Source organism: Streptomyces sp. NPDC029836 (assembly GCF_055574495.1).
Genome location: NZ_JBVHZI010000002.1, coordinates 223,471 through 242,735 on the forward strand (window position 1 = coordinate 223,471; position 19,265 = coordinate 242,735).

The following is a 19,265-nucleotide window of genomic DNA, read 5'->3' on the forward strand; positions in this document are numbered from 1 at the left end:
GGTCAGACCGCCCGGCGGCGGCCCTGGCCGGCGGAGCCGACCCGGCTGCGCGCGGACGCGGCGGCCGCGCCGCCGGAGGCGCCGCCCCCGGTGCGCCGGCCCTGGCCGGTGGAGCCGGCGGCGCCGCCCTGCCCGCCCTGACCGCGACGGGGCTGACCCGAGCCGGCCGCGGGGGCCTGCCCGGTCGCACCCGAACCGGCGCGACGGCCGCGGCCGCCCGCCGCCGGGGCCCCGGCGCCGGTGGCCGCGCCGGTGCGCGGACCACCGGAGCGGCGGCGCGAGCCGCCGCCGTTGCCGTTGCCCGAGCCGGTGCGCTGCTTCGGCGGGGTCGCCTGCGGCACCTCCAGCACCACGGGGATGCCCGAGGGCGCCTTGGCACCGGTGAGGCGGGCCAGCTCCTCGTCGGAGGACTTGATCTGCGCGGTGCGCGGCGAGATGCCGGCGTCCGACATCAGACGGGTCATGTCGCGCTTCTGGTCGGGCAGGACCAGGGTGACGACGCTGCCGGACTCACCGGCGCGGGCGGTGCGGCCACCGCGGTGCAGGTAGTCCTTGTGGTCGGTCGGCGGGTCCACGTTGACGACGAGGTCGAGGTCGTCGATGTGGATGCCGCGCGCGGCCACGTTGGTGGCGACCAGCGCGGTGACCTCGCCCGTCTTGAACCAGTCGAGGGTGCGGTTGCGCTGCGGCTGCGAGCGGCCGCCGTGCAGACCGGAGGCCCGCACGCCGTCGGCGAGGAGCTTCTTGACCATGCGGTCGACCGCGCGCTTGGTGTCGACGAACATGATCACCCGGCCGTCGCGAGCGGCTATGCGCGTCGCCACGGCCTTCTTGTCGGTCTCGTCCATGACGTACAGGACGTGGTGCTCCATGGTGGTGACCGCGCCGGCCGACGGGTCGACGGAGTGGCCGACCGGGTCGTGCAGGAACATCTTGACGAGCTTGTCGATGTTCTTGTCGAGCGTCGCCGAGAACAGCATGGTCTGGCCCTCGGGCTCGACCTGCTTCAGGAGCGCGGTGACCTGCGGCATGAAGCCCATGTCGGTCATCTGGTCGGCCTCGTCGAGGACCGTGATGGCGACCTGCGAGAGGTCGGCGTCACCGCGGTCGATGAGGTCCTTCAGGCGGCCGGGGGTGGCGACGACCACTTCGGCGCCGCGGCGCAGGGCGCCGGACTGCCGGTTGATCGACATGCCGCCGACGACGGTCGCGATGCGCAGGTTGACGGAGGTGGCGTAGGGCGCCAGCGCGTCGGTGACCTGCTGCGCGAGTTCACGCGTCGGTACGAGGACCAGGGCGAGCGGCTGCTTCGGCTGTGCCCGGCGGCCGGCGGTACGGGCCAGCAGGGCCAGGCCGAAGGCCAGCGTCTTGCCGGAGCCGGTGCGGCCGCGGCCGAGCAGGTCACGGCCGACGAGGGAGTTCGGCAGCGTCGCGGCCTGGATCGGGAAGGGTTCGGTCACGCCCTGGGCGGCGAGGGTCTTCAGCAGCGCCTCGGGCATGTCCATGTCCTCGAACGCGGGCACCGGCGGGAGGGCCGGGGTCAGCGGTTCGGGCATGGTGAATTCTTGCGGCCGGGCTACGGGGGCGGACTTCTGCCGTCCCGCGCCAGCCTTCGGACGCCCCTGGGCCGTACCTCGACCCCTGGTGGGGCGGCGGCTGGGTCGTGCGGAGCTGGAGCTGGTCATGCGGAAAATGCCCTCCTGATACCGGCAGGTAAAACGCTGAAACGCCGAGACGCTGAAACGCGGTCTTGCGAACGCGGTCTTGCGAACGCGGTCGAGACAGCAGACAAGCCGGGGCCCGCACCTCACGGCGCGGACCCCGGCATGCTGAAGGAATTAGGCGGGGACGATGTTCTCCGCCTGGGGGCCCTTCTGGCCCTGCGTGACGTCGAAGGACACGCGCTGGCCCTCCTGGAGCTCACGGAAGCCCTGGGTGGCGATGTTCGAGTAGTGGGCGAACACGTCCGGACCGCCACCGTCCTGCTCGATGAAGCCGAAGCCCTTTTCAGAGTTGAACCACTTCACGGTACCTTGTGCCATTTTGAATCTCCTGAATAGGCGGCAAGGGCCCCATCCGGAGACTCCGGTAAAAACAATTAAAGCGCCTGTCGGAGCATTCCCGTCAGGCGCACATAAAGTTCATGGGTACCACAACTGCAACGAGCTCTAAGCTAGCACACGTCCGCCGGGGCGCGCTGCCCCGGGCGTGTGACCTGCCCCGGAAGGGTTCCGGAGCAGGTCGCGACCGCGGCCGGCGCCGGGCCCGGCGGCGGCCCGACAGCGGCCCGGAGACGGCCCGGAGACGGCCCCCGTGGCGCTACAGCCGCTCGATGATCGTCACGTTCGCCTGGCCGCCGCCCTCGCACATCGTCTGGAGGCCCCAGCGGCCTCCGGTGCGTTCCAGTTCGTGCAGGAGGGTGGTCATCAGCTTGACGCCGGTGGCGCCCAGCGGGTGGCCGAGGGCGATGGCGCCGCCGTTGACGTTCACCCGGGAGGGGTCGGCGCCCGTCTCCTTCAGCCAGGCCAGGACCACGGGGGCGAAGGCCTCGTTGATCTCGACCAGGTCGATGTCGGCGAGCGACATGCCGGTCTTCTTCAGGGCGTGCGCGGTGGCCGGGATGGGCGCCGACAGCATCCGGATCGGGTCCTCGCCGCGTACGGACAGGTGGTGGATGCGGGCGCGCGGGCGCAGGCCGTGTTCGCGGACGGCCCGTTCGGAGGCGATCAGCAGGGCCGCCGCGCCGTCGGACACCTGGGAGGAGACGGCCGCCGTGATGGTGCCGCCCACGACGACGGGCTTGAGGCCCGCCATCTTGTCCAGGGTGGTGTCGCGGCGCGGTCCCTCGTCGACGCGTACGTCCCCGTACGGCACGGTCTCGCGGTCGAAGCGGCCCTCGTCGATGGCCAGCAGGGCCCGCTGGTGGGAGCGCAGGGCGAACTCCTCCATGTCGCGGCGCGTGATGCCCCACTTTTCGGCGATGAGCTGGGCCCCGTGGAACTGGTTGACGGGGGCGTCGCCGTAGCGGGCCCGCCAGCCGGCCGAGCCGGCGTAGGGGCCCTCGGTGAGGCCCAGCGGTTCCGCCGCCTGTCGGGAGGCGAAGGCGATCGGGATCATCGACATGTTCTGGGTGCCGCCGGCGACCACCAGGTCCTGGGTGCCGGACAGGACGCCCTGGGCCGCGAAGTGCACGGCCTGCTGCGAGGAGCCGCACTGGCGGTCGACGGTGACCCCGGGGACCTCCTCGGGCAGGCCCGCGGCCAGCCAGGCCGTCCGGGCGATGTCCCCGGCCTGCGGCCCGACGGTGTCGAGGCAGCCGAACACCACGTCCTCCACGGCGGCCGGGTCGATCCCGGAGCGTTCGACCAGCGCCTTCAGCACGTGGGCGCCGAGATCGGCGGGGTGGACCGCGGACAGGCCGCCGCCGCGCCGCCCCACGGGGGTGCGCACCGCTTCGACGATGTAGGCCTCGGGCATCGGGGCTCCTCTGTTGGGGTCAGGTACGCAGGGCGATCCCGTCGAGCACCATGGACAGGTACTGGCGGGCGATCTCCTCGGGGCTGTGCTGTCCTCCGGGCCGGTACCAGGACGCCGCGACCCACACCGTGTCGCGGACGAAGCGGTAGGTGAGGCGGATGTCGAGGTCGGCGCGGAAGACCTTGGCCGCGACCCCCCGCTCCAGCGTCCCGAGCCAGGCCTTCTCGAACTTCTGCTGCGAGTCGGAGAGGTAGTGGAAGCGGGGCTGGGCGGAGAGGGTGCGCGCCTCCTTCTGGTAGATGGCGACGGCGGCGCGGTGCCGGTCGATCTCCCGGAAGGACTCGGTGACGAGGGCCTCGATGGTCTCCCTGGGGCCGAGTCCGGCGGCGAGGACGGTGTCGTAGCCCTGCCAGAGCTCGTTCAGGAAGGCGGAGAGGATCTCGTCGAGCATCGATTCCTTGGAATCGAAGTGGTAGTAGAGGCTGCCGGCGAGCATGCCGGCGGCGTCGGCGATCTTGCGGACGGTGGTGGCGTTGTAGCCCTGGGCGGCGAAGACCTCGGCGGCGGTGTCGAGGAGTTCGCGGCGCCGCTCGGGTGACGCGGTCACCTGCGGCTTCTTCTTGGCGGCCGGCCGGTCCGTCGGCTGCTCGGCGGGCCGGTCGGTCTGCTGGTTCGTCGGTTTGTTCGTTGGCACGGGCCCATTCTCGGCCTACGCGTGCTGGCTGCTGACCGACACGGTCTCGCCCGTCATGTACGACGAGTAGCCGCTCGCCAGGAAGACGATGACGTTGGCGATCTCCCAGGGCTCGGCGTACCGGCCGAAGGCCTCGCGGGCGGTGAGTTCGGTGAGGAGTTCCTCGCTCGTGACCTTCACCAGGTGCGGGTGCATGGCCAGGCTCGGGGCGACGGCGTTGACGCGTACGCCGAAGGGCGCGGCCTCCAGGGCGGCGCAGCGGGTCAGGGCCATCACCCCGGCCTTGGCGGCGGCGTAGTGGGCCTGGCCGCGCTGGGCGCGCCAGCCGACGACGGAGGCGTTGTTGACGACGGCGCCGCGGCGGCCGGATTCCTGGAAGGAGCGCAGGGCGGCGCGGGTGCAGCGGAAGGTGCCGTTCAGGGTGACGTCGAGGATGCGGTTCCACTGGTCGTCGCTCATGTCGACGAGGTCGGCGGTGCCGCCGAGGCCGGCGTTGTTGACGACGACGTCGAGGCCGCCGTGGGTCTCCTCGGCGAGGGCGAACAGGGCGCGGACCTGTTCTTCGTCGGTGACGTCGCAGGGCAGGGAGGTGACGCGGTCGGCGCCGAACTCGGCGGCGAGGGCGTCCTCGGTCTCCTTGAGCCGGCGGGCGTGGGCGTCGCCGATGAGGATGCGGGCGCCCTCTTCCAGGAAGCGGCGGGCGGTGGCGCCGCCGATGCCGGCGCCGGCGGCGGCGGTGATGACGGCGGTGCGGCCCGTGAGGAGCCCGTGGGGGGCGACGTGGTCGGGAGCGTTCACGCCCGTACCTCCTTGGGAAGGCCGAGGAGCCGCTCGGCGATGAGGTTGCGCCGGATCTCGTCGGAGCCGGCGTGGATGGTGTCGGCGCGGGAGAACTCGGGCCGGCCGACGCAGGTCCGGCCGTGATCGGCCATGTGCCGTTCCCAGGCCGGGCGTTCGGCGAAGGCCTCGTGTTCGCGGCCGGGTCCGCCGCGTCCCTTGAGGACCGCGAACTCTCCGGTGAGGTGGCTGCGGAGCCAACTCCGGACCTCCGTGCGGAACTCCTCGACGCTGCTCATGGCCGTACGTTAACCTACCAAACACTTGTTAGGGAAGGATGTCGGTATGCCCGCTGACGACTCCGCCGCGCCGGTGCTCCACGAGCGCCGCGGCCCGGTCGCGTACGTGACGATGAACCGCCCCCGCTACCGCAACGCCCGGAACAGCGCGATGACCTACGCCCTGGACGACGCCTTCCACCGGGCAGCCGATGACCCGGAGGTCACCGTGGTCGTCCTCGCCGGGGCCGGCGAGCACTTCTGCGCGGGCCACGACATCGGCACCCCCGGGCGCGACGCCCACCTGCCCTTCGAGCGGCGGGCCGGCCTGTGGTGGGACCACAGCACCCGCGGCGGGGCGGAGTCCCGCTTCGCCCGGGAGTCGGAGGTCTACTCGGGGATGTGCCGGCGCCGGCGGGAACTGCCCCAACCGGTGATCGCCTCGGTCCACGGGGCGTGCGTCGCGGGCGGGCTGATGCCGGCCTGGGTGTACGACCTGATCATCGCGAGCGAGGACGCCCTCTTCGCGGACCCCGTCGTACGGATGGGCATCCCGGGCGTCGAGTACTTCGCGCACCCGTGGGCGATGCCGCCCCGGATCGCGAAGGAGTTTCTCTACACCGGCGACCGGATGCCCGCCCGCCGCGCGTACGAGGTCGGCATGGTCAACCGGGTCGTCGGGCGGGAGGCGCCGGCCGCCGAGACGGACCGGTTGGCGCTGCGGATCGCCGAGGTGCCCGGCTTCGGGCCGGCCCTGACCAAACGGGCCGTCAACCAGGCCGAGGACCTCCAGGGCCTGCACGCCGGCATGGACTCGGTGTTCGGCCTGCACCACCTGGCGCACTCGCACAACGCCGAGACGGCGGCGGACTCGCTCGGCGGCATGAACGTGGCCGCCATGAAGGAGGCGAACGGCTGATGGACCTCGATCACTCGGCGGACGTGGAGGCCTTCCGGACCGAGGCCCGCGCCTGGCTCCGCGCGCACGTCCCCGACCGGCCCCTGCCCTCCCTGGAGACGGCCGAGGGGTTCGCCGCGCACCGGGAGTGGGAGGCCCTGCTGCACGCAGGCCGCTGGTCGGTGGTGTCCTGGCCCGAGGAGTACGGGGGCCGGGGCGCCGACATCGAGCGGTGGTTGGTCTTCGAGGAGGAGTACTGGGCGGCCGGCGCGCCCGGCCGGGTCGCGCAGAACGGCATCAGCCTGCTGGCCCCGACCCTCTTCGACCACGCGAGCGCCGAGCAGCGGGCCCGGGTGCTGCCGCCGATGGCCGGCGGCGAGGTGATCTGGGCGCAGGCCTGGTCGGAGCCGGAGTCCGGCTCCGACCTGGCGTCGCTGCGCTCCCGCGCGGTGCGCACGGAGGGCGGCTGGCTGCTGTCCGGGCAGAAGACGTGGTCCTCGCGGGCCGCCTTCGCCGACCGGGCCTTCGGGATCTTCCGTACGGACCCGGACGCCCCGAAGCCGCACCAGGGCCTGACGTACCTGATGTTCGACCTGCGGGCGCCGGGCGTGACGGTGCGGCCCATCGGGCGGCTCGACGGGAAGCCGGCCTTCGCCGAGCTCTTCCTCGACCGGGTCTTCGTCCCCGACGAGGACGTCATCGGGGAACCCGGGCAGGGCTGGCGCATCGCGATGTCGACGACCGGCAACGAGCGGGGGCTGACCCTGCGCTCCCCCGGCCGCTTCCTGGCGGCCTCGCGGCGGCTGGTGGACCTGTGGCGGGAGGTGGGCGACCCGGCCGACACCGCGCTGCGCGACCGGGTCGCGGACGCGGTGGTCGGGGCGCGCGCCTACGAGCTGTTCACCTGGGCGGGCGCGACCCGTTTCGCGGCGGGCGCGACGATCGGCGCCGAGTCCAGCCTGAACAAGGTGTTCTGGTCCCAGTACGACATCGCCCTGCACGAGAGCGCGCTGGACCTTCTGGGTCCGGACGCCGAGCTGGCGGACGGGCCGTGGGCCGAGCCGTGGGTGTTCTCGCTGGCCGGGCCGATCTACGCGGGCACCAACGAGATCCAGCGCGACATCATCGCCGAGCGGCTGCTCGGCCTCCCGAAGGGCCGCCGCTGATGCGCTTCCGCCCGACCGACGAACAGTCGGACTTCGCCCGTACGCTGCGCTCCCTGCTCGGCGCGGCCGCCGTCCCGGCGACGGTACGGGCCTGGGCGGACGGGGACCACGGGCCCGGACTCGCGCTGTGGTCGCGGCTCGCGGACACCGGCCTGTTCGCGTTGGCCGTGCCGGAGGCGTACGAGGGCCTCGGGCCGCTGCCGGTGGAACTGGCTCTGGCGTTCGCGGAGTTGGGGAGGGCGGGGGTGGCGGGACCGGTCGTGGAGAACGCGGCCGCGTCGGTGCTGCTCGCCCGGCTGGGGGACGACGCGCAGGCGAAGCGGTTCCTGCCGGGGTTGGTCTCGGGCGGCGCCCCGGCCACGCTGACGCTGCCGGGCGGTTCCCCGTACGCCCTGGACGCGGACGCGGCCGCGTACCGCTTCACCGTGTCCGCCGCGGGCGAGCTGCGGCTGGCGCGGGCCCCCGGCGAACCGCTCGCCTCCCTCGACCCGGCGCGCCGGCTGTCGGCGCCGGCGCCGGCGGGCGGCGAAATGCTCGCCGCGGGGCCGGCCGTCACGGCGGCGGCCGAGGAGGCGCTGCGCTGGGCGCGACTGCTGACGGCGGCGCAGTGCCTGGGCCTCGGGGAGGCCCTGCTGGCGGCCACGGTGGAGTACGCCAAGCAGCGCAGCCAGTTCGGGACGCCGATCGGCGGCTTCCAGGCGGTGAAGCACCGGCTGGCGGACACCCTGCTGGCGCTGGAGTTCGCCCGCCCGTTGGTCTGGGCGGCGGCGCTGTCCCTGGAGCCGGGCGAGGTCGCGGCGGCGAAGCTCACGGCCGGGGAGGCGGCGTACGGGGCGGCGCTGACGGCGCTCCAGGTGCACGGCGCGATCGGCTACACGCAGGAGCTGGACCTGTCGCTGTGGCTGCGCAAGGCCCGCCCCCTGCGCGACGCCTGGGGCACCCCGACCGCCTGCCGCGCGGAGGTGGTGCGGGGCCTCGGGCGGCAGGGGTGAGCCCGGGCCGCGGGCGCCCGGCGCCGGCGTCAGCCGAGGCGGGCCACGTGGACGGAGACGACGTACGGCTCCTCGATCGTTCCCGCCGGGAAGAGGCGCCGGAGTCGGGTGCGTTCAGCGTCCATGAAGACGCGGGTGGCCTCCTCGCCGAGGAGGAGGAAGCCGGAGTGGCTGGAGAGGTTGGCGAGGTGCGCTTCGAGGGGGATGCGGCGCGACCAGCTCACGGTCCGGGAGACGAAGTCGGCGCCGATGCCCTGTGGGAGGGTGCGGAACCGGGTGGCGCCGTCGGCGGCGAAGAACGCGCGTATGCGGGCGCCCTGTTCGGCGACCCAGGGCACGGACTCGTCGATGTCGTTCCACCAGATCGCCAGCGAGCCGCCCGGCCGCAGCACGCGCCGGGCCTCGGGGACGGCGCGGGCCGGGTCCGTCCAGTGCCAGGCCTGGGCGTAGGTGACGAGGTCGAACGCGCCGCCGGCCAGCGGCAGTCGGTCGCCGTCCCCACGGACGACGGGGACGCCGGGGAGGGCCCGCCGGAACTCGGCGACCATCCCGTCCCCGGGCTCCACCGCGAGCACCCGGGCCCCGCGCGCGCGCATCGGCCCGGTGCCGATGCCGGTGCCCGCCCCGACGTCGGCCACCCGGGCTCCGGCGAGCGGCCGGCCGGACAGGTGCTCGACGGCGTCGTACAGTCCGTCGGGGTAGCCGGGGCGGTGCGCCGCGTAGAGGGCGGCGGCGCTGTCGAAGGAGCGGGCGCGTGTGGTCATCCCTCCATTGTTCGCGCCGACCGCCGCCGCCGACCAGCCCTTTCGGGCAACCCGGCGGGGGTCGGGCGGCGGAGGTCGGCTCAGTGGTACTCGGCGACGACCTCGATGCGGCCGACGATGTGCGCGTTGAACTCGGGGAGTTCGTCGGCGGGGACCCACAGCTCCAGGATCGTCTCGCCGCCCGCCTGCCGGACCGGATAGCGCTCCAGGAAGGCGGAGTCCACCTCGAAGCGGGTCACGTAGCCGGCGCCGTCGTGCTCGACGTTCCAGTCCCGGGCGATGCGGGTCGCGTAGTCCTCGTTCAGCACCGGGTAGAAGATCGGCTGCTCGGGCAGCCGGGGCGGCCAGGCGCGGTGGTCGAGGGCGCGGACCAGGTCGAGTTCGACGGGGCCGGTGGGACGCCAGAGGGTGGTGGTGGGTGCCGTGCGCGGGGACATGCCGAGAGAACCTACGCGACCGGTGGTGCGCCCCGCGAGCGGGTTTCAGCGGCGGGGCGCGCCCCGTGAGAGGCGCAGCAGGATCACGGTCTGGAGCAGCAGCAGGGCCACGAGGCCGACGCCGGCGGCCAGGGGTTCGGCCGGTGGCCGTACTGGTCACGGACGGTGGCGCCGAGCCGCGCCGCCCCGACCGCGATCAGGGCGACCAGGAAGCGGGCGGTGAAGTCGGCCCGCGTTCCGTGCGGTACGGCGGAGCCGATGACGAACACCGCGAGCAGGACCGGGATCCAGGGCGCCCCGACCTCGGACAGCAGCAGGGCGGCCCCGGCCTCCACGGCGAGGAGCAGGCAGGTGCGCAGGAGGAAACCAGGCATGGACACATCATGCCGGACCCGCTCGGGCGGAACCGGGTGGATCCGCCCCCGGACACGCCTTGGGATCCCGGGCAAGGGCGGGGTCGTGGCACAGAGGTCGGTGCACCCCCCTGCAAGGGGAGACACGCCGGTTCGAATCCGGCCGCCCCGCCCCCTCCCCCGCCGGGAACCCGACGGTCACGGCGTGGCCGCCAGCCAGGCCGCCATCGCCGCCCGGGCCGCCGCGCCGGCCGGCAGCGGCAGGCCCAGGAAGCCGTGGAAGACGCCCGGGTGGAGCCGGACCTCGCAGTCCACGCCCGCCCCCCCCAGCCGGCGCCCGTACGCCAGCCCCTCGTCCCGCAGCGGGTCGCAGTCCGCGAGGACGATCAGCGCGCGGGGCAGTCCGGCCAGGTCGGGGGCGCACAACGGGGAGACGTGCGGGTGGGCCGGGTCGCCGCCGTACTGGTCCCAGTACCAGGCCATGTGGGCGGCGGTGTGGAAGTGGTCGCGCCCGTACGTGGTCACGGACGCGGAGCCCATCGAGGCGTCCAGCGGCGGGTACGCCAGCAGCTGTCCGGCGACCAGCTCCGGGGCCCGCAGCGCGGTGACGGCGGCCAGGTTGCCGCCGCTGGAGTCCCCCGCGACGACCACCCGCGCGGGGTCGCAGCCCAGCGCGGGCGCCTCGGCCCGGGCCCACAGCAGCACGCTGAGCGCGTCGTCGGCCGCCGCCGGCCAGGGGTGTTCGGGGGCCAGCCGGTAGTCGGCCGAGACGATCACCGCCCCGGAGGCCAGGGCCAGTTCGCGGCAGAGCCGGTCATGGGTGTCCAGTCCGCACATCACCCAGCCGCCGCCGTGGAACCAGACGACCAGCGGCCGGTCCGCGGCGTCCGGCGCGGGATCGTAGACCCGTACGGGGACGCCCCCGGCGACGGTGTCGCGTACGGAGGCCACCTCCGGGCCGGGCGGTCCGGGGACGGCCGCCGCCCGCAGGGCGCTCACGTCACCGGGGCCGGGGAAGCCGGCCGTCATCGCGTCGCACAGCAGTCGGGCCGCCGGCGACAGGGAGTCCGCGCTCATCCGGTCGTCAGCCCCCCGTCGACCGTGAACTCGGCGCCCGTCACGTACGAGGAGGCGTCCGAGCACAGGAACAGCACCAGTTCGCCGACCTCCCGCGGCCGGCCCATCCGCCCGAGCGGTACGTGGGACCAGTCCCGGCCGGCGACGGCCCCGGCCACCATCGGGGTGTCCACGGCCCCCGGGTGCACGGAGTTGACCCGGATCCGGTCCCCGGCCAGGTCGAGCGCCGCCGAACGGGTCAGCCCCCGCAGGGCGAACTTGCTGGAGCCGTAGGCGGCGTGGCCGCGGATCCCGACGAGTCCGGCCGTGGAGGAGATGTTGACGATCGAGCCGCCGCCGGCGGCCCGCAGCAGGGGCGCCACCGCCTGGATGCCGAGGAACGGGCCCAGCAGGTTGACCCGCAGCAGTTCCTCGAAGCCCTCGGCGCTCTGCCGCTCGACGTGCGCGGTGCGCCACAGGGCGGCGTTGTTGACGAGCGCCGAGACCGTGCCGAAGGCGGCGACGGCCGCCTCGGTCACCCCGGCCCAGCTCGCGGCGTCGGCCACGTCGTGCTGGACGTAGAGCCCCCGGTCGCCGAGTTCGGCGGCGACCGCGCGGCCCTCCTCCTCCCGGATGTCGGTGACGACGACCCGCGCCCCGGCCTCCACGCACAGCCGGGCCTCCTCTGCGCCCTGCCCGCGCCCGGCGCCGGTGATGACGACGACCTTCCCGTCGAGGGGGATCACGGCTCAGCCCTCCAGTGCCGGGGCGGCCCCGGCGGCGTCCCGGGCGGCCCGGGCGGCCTGCGCGTCCCGGGCTTCCGGGGCTTCTTCCAGGGCACGGAAGTGTGGGATGACCTTCTCGCCCCACTGGCGGATGGTCTCCATGCAGGCCTCCTGCGGCACGGTGCCCATCTGGATCAGGCACATCACCTCGTCGACGCCGATCTCGCGGAGCTGCTCCACGTAGGCGATGGCCGTCTCGGCGCCGCCGTACGCGTGCTCCGCGTTGTAGGTGCCGGTGTCGACCGGGCGGGCCGGGATGTTGGCCTCGTGCAGGCGGGCGACCAGCTCGTCGCGGCCCCGGACGAGCGCGGCGGCGTGGGACGCGGCGTCCTCGTCCTCGGACCAGCCGGTGGGCGCGGGGGCGTTGCCGTACCAGTGCGCGATGGACTCGGCGAAGAAGCGTTGTCCGCGGGTGCCCAGGCGCAGGGCCCGTTCGGCGTCGTCGAGGACGATCGTCGGGCACAGCGCGGAGAGGTGGTCGTTGACCTCGCTGGACACCAGGCGCTCGCCGGTGCGGCCGGCGATGGCCTCGTCGTAGACCTTCCGCATGGTGCGTACGTCGTCGGCACCGGCGAAACCCAGCACCAGGGCTCCGATGCCCAGTTCGGCGGCGAGCTTGAGGGTGTCGTGCTTGGAGCAGGCCATGAACAGCGGCGGGTGCGGGTCCTGCACGGGTCGGGGCAGGATCGCCCCGGGCCCGATGTCGAGGGAGCCGTGCCACTCGAACTCCGGCTCGCGCCAAGCCGCGGAGAAGATCCGCAGCGCCTCCTCCATCTGCGGGTAGGTGTCCTCGGGCCGCACCCCGTACATGGACATCTCCTGGCGGGTGGCCCCGCGGCCGGCGCCGATGTCGACGCGTCCGCCGGACAGCACGTCGAGCATCGCGGCCCGTTCGGCCACGCGGACCGGGTGCTGGTAGCCGAAGGGCATGGTGACCACGCCGTGGCCGATGCGGATCTTCCGCGTCCGGGCGGCGACCCAGGTCAGGAAGATCTCCGAGGCGCTCATGTGGGCGTACTGGGTGAGTGAGTGGTGTTCGACCGCCCAGATCCGGTCGAACCCCATCTCCTCGGCGAAGACGGCCTGTTCGACGCAGTCGTGGATGACCTGGCGTTCACGTTCGGGGGTGGGGTCGACGAACTGCGCCTCGAAGATCATCGAGAACTTCACGGTGAGGTTCCTCCGTCCGGGACCTGGCCTGTATTTCTAATAGGAATACTTCTAGCAGTCACACTCTTCGGAGGGAAGGGCACTGGGGGGAGCGGTCGTAGACTGCGCTGCGTGGCAGACGACACGAACAAGCGCACGCTCCCCGCGACCAGCTGGGCGGTGCTCGGCCTGCTCTCCTTCGGCGAGGAGCTGTCCGGCTACGACCTGAAGAAGTGGTCGGACTGGTCCCTGCGCTTCTTCTACTGGAGCCCGTCCTTCAGTCAGATCTACAGCGAGCTCAAGCGACTGGAGAAGGCCGGCTACGCCACCTCGCGGATGATCGCCCAGGACACCGGCACTCGCGACAAGCGCGTCTACCGGATCACCGACGAGGGCATGGCGGCCGTACGGGAATGGGCGCGCGAGGCGCCCGTCGACCCGCCGGTGCTCAAGCACGGGCCGATGCTGCGGATGTGGCTGGGCCACCTGCTGGAGCCGGAGCAGATGTGCGAAGTACTGGTCGGGCACCAGGAGTTCGCGGATAAGATGCGCCGCCGGGCGGTGGCCGACACCGAGGGCGCGAAGGACGAGGCGGCGTGGGCGTACCCCGCGCTCACCCTCAAGTGGGCCGAGCGTTACTACGCCTCCGAGCGCGACCTCGCGGCGGCCATGCTGGAGGACATCGACGCCCTCCCGAAGGAGCCCGGCAAGCGCCCGTAGGCCCGCCGGAAGTAGAGCAGCGGTGCGCGGTCAAGGTGGTGACGCGGCCGAGCGCGATGAGGTGGTCGCCGCCGTCCAGCACGTCCTCCACCTCGCACTCCACGGTCGCGAGGACCCCGTCGAGCAGGGGCGCGCCGGCCGCGCCCGGCCGCCGGGGCGCGCCGGCGGCCCTCTTCCAACGCACCCACGGCGGCAGCCAGTTGTTCGGGGCGCCGGCCGCACACCGGGAACGACTTGCCGCGATGCTCGGATTCGTGCCACCGCCCTGACGTACCCTCGGGCCCATGACGGGCAGCGCAATCGACCTCCGCAAGGTACGGGAAACCGCTCCGGCCCTGGTGAACCTGTACAAGAGCGCCGGGATCTCGCTGCGCAAGCACGGCCTGGAGGGCAGCCGGGCGGCGGTATACCTCGTCCTCGACCACTCCGGGTCGATGCGCCCGTACTACCGCGACGGCAGCGTCCAGGCGCTCGCCGACCGGGTCCTGGGCCTGTCCGCGCACCTGGACGACGACGGGCGGATCCCGGTGGTGTTCTTCTCCACGGAGGTCGACGCCGTCGAGGAGATCACCCTCGGCGGGCACGGGGGTCGCGTCGACGCGATCGCCGCGGGCCTCGGCCACATGGGAAAGACCTCCTACGACGCGGCGATGGAAGCCGTCATCGACCACTACCTGGACTCGGGGGCGAGCGAACCGGCTCTGGTCGTCTTCCAGACGGACGGCGGCCCGAGCAGCAAGCTCGCGGCGGAGAGGTACCTGTGCAAGGCGGCCCGGCTCCCGCTGTTCTGGCAGTTCGTCGGCTTCGGCAACACCCGTAGCGGCCAGTTCGACTTCCTGCGCAGGCTGGACGAGCTGCCCGTCCCCGCGAAGCGGGTGGTGGACAACGCCGGCTACTTCCACGCCGGCACCGACCCGCGCGCGGTGGCGGACTCGGAGCTCTACGACCGGCTCCTCGGCGAGTTCCCGGCGTGGCTCGTCGCGGCCCGCGCGGCGGGGATCGTGCGCGCCTGACCGCCCGTCGTCGATCCCGGGCGCTTTGATGGAGGGATGACGACGAACAACTGGTCCGCCTTCGAAGAGGCGGAACCCGAATTCGCGGCGGCCGTCCGGGCCCGCTTCGCCCGGTTCCCGCACCACGTCCTCGCCACCCTCCGCAAGGACGGCTCCCCCCGCGTGGCCGGCCTCAACGTCGACTTCCGCGGCGGCGAACTGTGGCTCGGCATGATGGCGGGGTCCATGAAGGCCAAGGACCTCCAGCGCGATCCGCGGTTCGCCCTGCACACCAACCCGGGCGAGGGCGAGACGATGCCCGACGGCGACGTACGGATCTCCGGGCGGGCCGTGGAGATCATCGACCCGCCGGAGCTGCACCGCTACGCGGAGGAGACCGAGAGCCCGCACCCCTTCCACCTCTTCCACGCCGACCTGACCGAGGTGGTCCACATCGGCGTGGACGGCGACGACCTCGTGGTGCGGTCCTGGACCCCGGCGGGCGGCGTGCGCACCCTGCGCCGGGGCAACGACGACGAGCCGCCGCGCGAGGACCCGCCGGGCGGGCGGCCGGCCGTCAGCTGAGCGGCGGGAGTCCGCCGACGGGGCCGAGCGCGGCCGGGTCCACGTCCAGCCAGTTCCGGTCGATGTTGAGGGTCACCCCGCCGTACGAGGCGTCGTGGTCGCCCCGGAACTGGTGGGCCCGGCGCGGCCCGACCCATTGCGGGGTGCGCCCGGACAGGCCCATGTCCTGGTCGGAGACCGAGGCCGCCCCGTTCCACCGGGCGCCCCACAGCACGTCGGGCATGGCCTGCGGGGCCTGGTGGTAGTGGGCGCTGAGCGCCTTGACCCCGGAGCTCGCGGCCACGTACGCCCCCGAGCGGAAGCCCCGCTCGTGCAGCCGGACCGTCCACGCCGTGAGGTAGGCCACCGAAGGGGCGTCCCAGGTCGCGCGGTCGGAGTAGTTCTCCAGGTCGTTGTAGAGCACCGTGCCCTCGGGCAGTCCGAGGGCACGGGCCGCGTCCACCGCCCCGTCGGCGGCGTCCCGGCCCTGCTCGTTCGCCCGGGACGGGTCGGTCGACAGCCCGGTGCTCTTGCTGTGCCAGGGCTGCGGGCCCACCCAGATCGGCATCAGGTGCCAGCCCGCGGCGGCCTGCCGGCGGACCCAGGCGGCCGTGAGCTGCGGCTGGGCGCAGGCCCGGGCCCGGCCGCCGATGTAGACGCCGACCGCGCGGAAGGGGGAGCGGGCCCGCCAGCTGTCCATCGAGCGCTGGTTCGGGGCGGTGCAGGCGTCGAACCCCTCGCCGGTGAAGGCCTCCTGCGCTGAGCGGGGCGCCCGGACGGCCGCCCGGACGGCGCTCACGACGGCAGCGGCCGGCCCCGACCGGGCGACGGCGCCCTCGGCCTCGGCCGGGGATCGGCCGGCGGCGACGGCCCGCGCCAGGAGGGCCCGTACGGTGTCGGGCGCGGCCCCGTACGAGAGGGTGGCCATCACCCCGGAGCGGCGCAGGGCGTACCGCACCTCGTTGCTGTCCCCCTCGGTCGGGGGCAGGGCCCGGCCCCCGTCGACCGCGAGGGTCGGGATGTCGGCGCGCGGCGGGGCGCCGGCGATCGGCTCCAGGTGGAGGGTGTCGGCGCGGGTGGCGACGGCCCGGCCGGTGCACTCGCTCTGGGTGCCGGCGTGCCCGAGGTACAGGGTGGGCACGTCCAGGCGCAGGCAGGCCTCGGGGTGCCGGTCGAGGTCGATGACCCGCCAGTCGGCGGGCAGGTCCAGGCGCAGACCCTGGTAGTCGACGGTCCGCTCGGCCGCGGCGGCGGTGACGGCGGGCGCCAGGGACGCGACGGGCAGCAGCAGGGCGGCGCCCAACAGGCGGCGCAGCGGCGTTCGGGAGGGCATGGGGCCCAGAGGTACCAGAGTCCGCGGCCGCCCCGCCGGGCCGGCGGGCGGCCCGGATGGTCCGTCCGGCCCAGGGTCGCGGCGCGGGAACGCCCGCCGGTTGCGGTGTTCCTGACGCGCCGACGGGTGGGGCGGCGCTCCCGTCACCCGCACGAGCGAACCGGGCCTCCGGGCCGCGTCGGGGCACCGTCGTCCGGACCGGAGCCGGTGGGCGCCGCGCACCCCCGTGGTGCGCCGCCCACCGGCCCCGCTCGGTCAGCACGGTCCCGGGTTGTCCGGCGGGAGGAACACCGCGGCGAGGGCCCGGTCCGACCCTGACCGCCTACCGGGCGGTCCACCGCGCGGGGCGCGGTCCCGGGCTTCCCCCCGGCTCCAGGGGTGTTGTCGGTGGGACCGGTTGGCGTGGTGCGCGTCGAACACGTTCGCGAACTCACGGGGGAAGACATGAAGTACACGCAGACGTTCAGGGGCCGCGGCGCCGTCACGCTCGCGGCCTTCGGCGCCGCTCTGGCGACGACGCTCGGGGCGGGCCAGGCCCATGCGGACGAGGAACTCATCGGCTACCCGGGGCCGGACGGGCTCATCTGGGTCCAGGAGCAGGTCGGTGACGGCGGCTTCGTCTCGGGCGGGCTGGCACCGCGGCTGGCCGGCTTCACCACCTTCGCCTGCGAGGGCGGCGGCGGCATCGAGGTCACGTTCCGCGTCGACGAGCACCCCGACAGGAACCCGGCGCCCTTCACCCTGGACTGCCCGTCCGGCACCCCGGCCCGTGTCACCGTCCCCCTCGGCACCGGGCTGAAGGGCGGCTTCGGCGCCGAGGTGAAGGCCTCGTCCCCGTCCATACGCTGGGGCGCCACGGTGGTCCAGCCGGAGTAGTCGACCTGAAAGGTGCCCGCCCCCTCGATGCGCGGAGGCGGCGGGCAATGGGACCGCCGGCAACTCGGCGCAGACTTAAGGCGACTTGAACCCGGCGCAGGCCGTTTTACCGACCCGGTCACCGCGGATCTCGAATTCGTCCGCGAGGGCGGTCACCAGCCAGAGCCCCCGGCCCCGCTCGGCGTCAGGTTCCGCGGGTTGCGCAGTCGGGCGACCCGGCCCGCTGTCGCGCACTTCGAGCCACAGGATCCCCGCCCCTCGGGCAATGCGGACGGAGAACTCACGTCCCCACGGAACTCCATGCAGCACGGCGTTCGAAGCAAGCTCCGAAACGCAGAGCCGCATGTCGTCCCGCCGCTCGTACGCACCCCACTCGGCGAGCGTGTCACCGACGAACTGCCTGGCAGCACGCACCGAGGTGCGCGCGCGAGGGAAACGCTGCTGCCGGGTCAAGGACACAGGCCCCACCACCTTCACTCTGTGCTTCCAGAACCACACCGAACGTATCGCTATTCGCGAAAGGCGGCAAGGTTTGCGAGGGTGGGCTCACTCCATCCCGTCGCATACCGTGGGGGGTTGGAGCATTCACCACATCCAGGAGGCATCGTGAGCGGCAATGAGTGGACCAGCACATCGATGCCGTACCTGACCCCGCGAGCGGCCGGCACCACCGACACGTGGGCCAACGAGGCCAGGGCGGTGGGCCGCACCGGAAGTCAGCGCATCGTCCACGCAGGCAAGGTTCCGGCGCCCGCAGACGTAGCGCCCCTCCTACGCCTGCCCGAGGGAGACCCCGTAGTGGTGCGCCGCCGGATCATCGAACTCGACGACGAACCTAACGAGTTGACGGACACGTACTACCCGGCGGACATCGCGTCGGGCACCCCTCTGGCCGCCAAGGAAAAGATCCGTGGCGGCGCCGTGACCCTCCTCGCCACCCTCGGACACGTAGGCGTACGGGTCGTGGAGAATGTGACGGCAAGGATGCCGCGCGTCGAGGAACGCGAGCAGCTCCGCCTCGGCTCAGGCGAACCAGTGCTCCAACTCACGCGCATTACCTATGACACGGCGGACCGACCTATCCAGGCGGACGTGCTGGTCATGCCGGCCACCCGTCAACAGCTGCGGTACGAGATCAGGATCGGTTGACCCTTGCCCCGCTCCGAAGCCGAAGCACTCGATCCGCGGCCGCTCCACGCCCGCATCGCTGCCGATCTCCGCGACGAGATCATGAGCGGCGGTATCGCGCCAGGAGCCAAACTGCCGTCGACCGCACAGTTGAAGGCCCGGTTCGACGCCTCCAACGCCACGATCCAGAAGGCCGTTCAGCTCCTGAAGGACGAAGGACTCGCGATCGGCCGCGCGGGAGCCGCTGTCACGGTGCGGGAGAACCGACAGCGAACCCTCCGACCCGCGAAATCCCTCACACGGGCGGTGGACGGAGAAGCGTACCCATGGCTCGCCGAGTTCTCCGAGCAACCTTCGGCCGCATGCAGCACGCTGCTCGCGGTCGAAGAGGTTCGCACCACTGGTGACGTCGCCGCCGCACTCGGATGCGCTGAGGGAAGTCCGGCCGTGTGCCGCCGCCTGCTGATCCGCATCGACGGCGAACCTGCGGAGCTGGTGAGTTCGTACTATCCGCCGGACATCGCCCACGGCACTCCGCTGACCGAACCGCGCAGGATCCGAGGTGGCACTCCGACGCTGCTCGCAGAACTGGGGTTTCCGCCCCGTCGCAGCGTCGACCGGATCTCCGCCAGGGTCGCGACACAGGAGCAGTACACCGCCCTCCGGCTGCCCGGCGACCTTCCGATCCTCCGCACCCTTCGTACGGTGTACGGGGACGACCAGCGAACCATCGAGGTCACGGTGATGGTCAAGGCAGGGCACCTGTACGAGCTGCGGTACGAGTTCGATCCCCAATAACCCTCCCCGAACGCCACGGCGCCCGTCA

At 73.3% G+C, this 19,265-nt stretch carries 24 protein-coding genes and 1 tRNA gene; 10 read left to right on the forward strand and 15 right to left on the reverse strand.

The features are described from left to right. Positions 1–2: 2 nt before the first annotated feature. From ACZ4XJ_RS06790 to ACZ4XJ_RS06815, 6 genes are all read right to left on the reverse strand, one after another. Positions 3–1,685 (reverse strand): DEAD/DEAH box helicase, encoded by a 1,683-nt coding sequence (locus tag ACZ4XJ_RS06790; RefSeq protein ID WP_468495546.1) that lies wholly within the window; start codon positions 1,683–1,685, stop codon positions 3–5. 153 nt (positions 1,686–1,838) lie between these two features. Next, positions 1,839–2,042 carry a cold-shock protein gene (locus tag ACZ4XJ_RS06795; protein WP_007502648.1) on the reverse strand — a complete coding sequence of 68 codons (204 nt, stop codon included), beginning with the start codon at positions 2,040–2,042 and terminating at the stop codon, positions 1,839–1,841. A 277-nt stretch (positions 2,043–2,319) separates the two neighbouring features. Then, entirely contained in the window at positions 2,320–3,477 is a 1,158-nt protein-coding gene (locus ACZ4XJ_RS06800; RefSeq protein ID WP_468495547.1) for an acetyl-CoA C-acetyltransferase, read from the reverse strand. A 19-nt stretch (positions 3,478–3,496) separates the two neighbouring features. After that, entirely contained in the window at positions 3,497–4,084 is a 588-nt protein-coding gene (locus ACZ4XJ_RS06805; protein WP_362880654.1) for a TetR/AcrR family transcriptional regulator, read from the reverse strand. Positions 4,085–4,186: 102 nt separating this feature from the next. Then, a complete protein-coding gene (locus tag ACZ4XJ_RS06810) occupies positions 4,187–4,969 on the reverse strand; it encodes an SDR family oxidoreductase (protein WP_468495548.1) in 783 nt (260 codons plus the stop codon). Next, positions 4,966–5,247 carry a hypothetical protein gene (locus ACZ4XJ_RS06815; RefSeq protein ID WP_468495549.1) on the reverse strand — a complete coding sequence of 94 codons (282 nt, stop codon included), beginning with the start codon at positions 5,245–5,247 and terminating at the stop codon, positions 4,966–4,968. Before ACZ4XJ_RS06815 ends, ACZ4XJ_RS06810 begins: the two co-directional genes overlap by 4 nt. 46 nt (positions 5,248–5,293) lie before the next feature. On the opposite strand from ACZ4XJ_RS06815, the gene ACZ4XJ_RS06820 reads away from it, so the two are divergent. From ACZ4XJ_RS06820 to ACZ4XJ_RS06830, 3 genes are read left to right on the forward strand one after another with little or no spacing between them, the layout of a single operon-like run. Continuing rightward, positions 5,294–6,145 carry an enoyl-CoA hydratase gene (locus tag ACZ4XJ_RS06820; RefSeq protein WP_468495550.1) on the forward strand — a complete coding sequence of 284 codons (852 nt, stop codon included), beginning with the start codon at positions 5,294–5,296 and terminating at the stop codon, positions 6,143–6,145. Next, a complete protein-coding gene (locus tag ACZ4XJ_RS06825; protein WP_468495551.1) occupies positions 6,145–7,290 on the forward strand; it encodes an acyl-CoA dehydrogenase family protein in 1,146 nt (381 codons plus the stop codon). The genes ACZ4XJ_RS06820 and ACZ4XJ_RS06825 overlap by 1 nt, the downstream gene beginning before the upstream one ends. Further along, positions 7,290–8,282, forward strand: coding sequence for an acyl-CoA dehydrogenase family protein (locus ACZ4XJ_RS06830; RefSeq protein ID WP_468495552.1), 993 nt, complete (start codon positions 7,290–7,292; stop codon positions 8,280–8,282). The genes ACZ4XJ_RS06825 and ACZ4XJ_RS06830 overlap by 1 nt, the downstream gene beginning before the upstream one ends. Before the next feature lie 29 nt (positions 8,283–8,311). Here ACZ4XJ_RS06830 and ACZ4XJ_RS06835 read toward each other — a convergent pair whose 3' ends face one another. From ACZ4XJ_RS06835 to ACZ4XJ_RS06845, 3 genes are all read right to left on the reverse strand, one after another. Beyond that, positions 8,312–9,046 carry a class I SAM-dependent methyltransferase gene (locus tag ACZ4XJ_RS06835; protein ID WP_468495553.1) on the reverse strand — a complete coding sequence of 245 codons (735 nt, stop codon included), beginning with the start codon at positions 9,044–9,046 and terminating at the stop codon, positions 8,312–8,314. Positions 9,047–9,126: 80 nt separating this feature from the next. Further along, positions 9,127–9,483: a hypothetical protein gene (locus tag ACZ4XJ_RS06840; RefSeq protein ID WP_468495554.1), complete on the reverse strand. Its 357-nt coding sequence runs from the start codon at positions 9,481–9,483 to the stop codon at positions 9,127–9,129. A gap of 83 nt (positions 9,484–9,566) precedes the next feature. Further along, positions 9,567–9,857: a hypothetical protein gene (locus ACZ4XJ_RS06845; RefSeq protein ID WP_468495555.1), complete on the reverse strand. Its 291-nt coding sequence runs from the start codon at positions 9,855–9,857 to the stop codon at positions 9,567–9,569. A gap of 77 nt (positions 9,858–9,934) precedes the next feature. Between ACZ4XJ_RS06845 and ACZ4XJ_RS06850 the strand changes: the two genes are divergently transcribed. Further along, positions 9,935–10,009 (forward strand) — tRNA-Cys (locus tag ACZ4XJ_RS06850). A 25-nt stretch (positions 10,010–10,034) separates the two neighbouring features. Here the strand turns inward: ACZ4XJ_RS06850 and ACZ4XJ_RS06855 are convergent. The 3 genes from ACZ4XJ_RS06855 to ACZ4XJ_RS06865 are packed head-to-tail and all read right to left on the reverse strand — an operon-like array spanning position 10,035 to position 12,847. Continuing rightward, a complete protein-coding gene (locus ACZ4XJ_RS06855; protein ID WP_468495556.1) occupies positions 10,035–10,913 on the reverse strand; it encodes an alpha/beta hydrolase in 879 nt (292 codons plus the stop codon). Further along, positions 10,910–11,638, reverse strand: coding sequence for an SDR family NAD(P)-dependent oxidoreductase (locus ACZ4XJ_RS06860; protein ID WP_362880640.1), 729 nt, complete (start codon positions 11,636–11,638; stop codon positions 10,910–10,912). Before ACZ4XJ_RS06860 ends, ACZ4XJ_RS06855 begins: the two co-directional genes overlap by 4 nt. Before the next feature lie 3 nt (positions 11,639–11,641). Next, positions 11,642–12,847, reverse strand: coding sequence for an LLM class flavin-dependent oxidoreductase (locus ACZ4XJ_RS06865; protein WP_468495557.1), 1,206 nt, complete (start codon positions 12,845–12,847; stop codon positions 11,642–11,644). A gap of 102 nt (positions 12,848–12,949) precedes the next feature. Between ACZ4XJ_RS06865 and ACZ4XJ_RS06870 the strand changes: the two genes are divergently transcribed. After that, positions 12,950–13,546: a PadR family transcriptional regulator gene (locus ACZ4XJ_RS06870; protein ID WP_468495927.1), complete on the forward strand. Its 597-nt coding sequence runs from the start codon at positions 12,950–12,952 to the stop codon at positions 13,544–13,546. Here the strand turns inward: ACZ4XJ_RS06870 and ACZ4XJ_RS06875 are convergent. Continuing rightward, complete coding sequence (locus ACZ4XJ_RS06875; protein ID WP_468495558.1) at positions 13,446–13,832, reverse strand: flavin reductase; 387 nt, start codon at positions 13,830–13,832, stop codon at positions 13,446–13,448. The genes ACZ4XJ_RS06870 and ACZ4XJ_RS06875 overlap by 101 nt on opposite strands. Between ACZ4XJ_RS06875 and ACZ4XJ_RS06880 the strand changes: the two genes are divergently transcribed. Then, complete coding sequence (locus tag ACZ4XJ_RS06880) at positions 13,831–14,559, forward strand: vWA domain-containing protein (protein ID WP_362880636.1); 729 nt, start codon at positions 13,831–13,833, stop codon at positions 14,557–14,559. The two genes, ACZ4XJ_RS06875 and ACZ4XJ_RS06880, sit on opposite strands and share 2 nt — an antisense overlap. Before the next feature lie 36 nt (positions 14,560–14,595). After that, a complete protein-coding gene (locus ACZ4XJ_RS06885; protein ID WP_362880635.1) occupies positions 14,596–15,123 on the forward strand; it encodes a pyridoxamine 5'-phosphate oxidase family protein in 528 nt (175 codons plus the stop codon). Here ACZ4XJ_RS06885 and ACZ4XJ_RS06890 read toward each other — a convergent pair. Beyond that, on the reverse strand, positions 15,116–16,435 hold the full coding sequence (locus ACZ4XJ_RS06890; protein WP_468495559.1) for a DUF1906 domain-containing protein: 1,320 nt from the start codon (positions 16,433–16,435) through the stop codon (positions 15,116–15,118). The two genes, ACZ4XJ_RS06885 and ACZ4XJ_RS06890, sit on opposite strands and share 8 nt — an antisense overlap. A 444-nt stretch (positions 16,436–16,879) precedes the next feature. On the opposite strand from ACZ4XJ_RS06890, the gene ACZ4XJ_RS06895 reads away from it, so the two are divergent. Further along, positions 16,880–17,311, forward strand: coding sequence for a hypothetical protein (locus ACZ4XJ_RS06895; protein ID WP_468495560.1), 432 nt, complete (start codon positions 16,880–16,882; stop codon positions 17,309–17,311). Positions 17,312–17,386: 75 nt separating this feature from the next. Here ACZ4XJ_RS06895 and ACZ4XJ_RS06900 read toward each other — a convergent pair whose 3' ends face one another. Beyond that, a complete protein-coding gene (locus ACZ4XJ_RS06900) occupies positions 17,387–17,770 on the reverse strand; it encodes an ATP-binding protein (protein WP_468495561.1) in 384 nt (127 codons plus the stop codon). Between the two features lie 147 nt (positions 17,771–17,917). Here ACZ4XJ_RS06900 and ACZ4XJ_RS06905 point away from each other — a divergent pair, with 147 nt between their 5' ends. Continuing rightward, entirely contained in the window at positions 17,918–18,460 is a 543-nt protein-coding gene (locus ACZ4XJ_RS06905) for a GntR family transcriptional regulator (protein WP_468495562.1), read from the forward strand. Positions 18,461–18,463: 3 nt separating this feature from the next. Further along, positions 18,464–19,237: a GntR family transcriptional regulator gene (locus tag ACZ4XJ_RS06910; protein WP_468495563.1), complete on the forward strand. Its 774-nt coding sequence runs from the start codon at positions 18,464–18,466 to the stop codon at positions 19,235–19,237. Positions 19,238–19,265: the final 28 nt, after the last annotated feature.